This is a genomic window from Arcobacter sp., from assembly GCF_050300555.1.
Lineage (GTDB): Bacteria > Campylobacterota > Campylobacteria > Campylobacterales > Arcobacteraceae > Arcobacter.
The window spans coordinates 1-635 of record NZ_JBNKXY010000195.1 but is presented as its reverse complement, the minus strand read 5'-3'; the positions used below and the strand labels follow the sequence as shown (position 1 = coordinate 635).

Here is a 635-nt window from a genome sequence, read left to right as displayed (position 1 = left end):
AGCGTAGGTGGCACAAATCCATCTCTTGTCGAAGCTATGAATATTGGCTTATGTCCAATTGTCTTTAATGTGGACTATAACATAGAAACCACTGAAAATCAAGCCATTTATTTTAATTCTGCCGATGATTTAATAAAAATAATTACAGATTTTCAAAATAAAAAAACTCGTCATGACCAGTACCAGATGATTACATAACATCAGCAAATGAGCAATTTATCAAGTAAAACAACAGCTCATCATAATTAAACAATATCACAATAAAGGTACACATACATTCAGAGCTATTTGATTTTAACTATGCAAGCTAAACCATAGCTGAATTGAACATGAAAAAAATTATGGAGCTAGCAAGCATCATCATATAAAGAGGGATGATTGTATCTTCAACTTGATCTCCAAAACAAACATATCAACATGCTCCTGAGCAAGACTCTGATATAAGTCACAAAATAAATGTAATTAAACATTTGCTCATAAACCATTGCAATACATAAAAAATAATACACATCAGAAGGTGAAAACATTATGCATCATTTTGGAGTTCTAAAGTTCATAAAGTCATGGCCATCAAGATCTAGTATATTATTATGTTGTTTGTAATCTGACTGTTTGTCAATGGGTTTATGGGATTG

1 protein-coding gene is annotated in these 635 nt (G+C 31.2%); it reads left to right on the top strand.

Going from position 1 to position 635, the window contains the following annotated elements:
* On the top strand, positions 1 to 198 hold a 198-nt coding region (locus ACQY5W_RS13265), incomplete at its 5' end, for a hypothetical protein (RefSeq protein ID WP_428025447.1).
* Between the last annotated feature and the right edge of the window lie 437 nt (positions 199 to 635).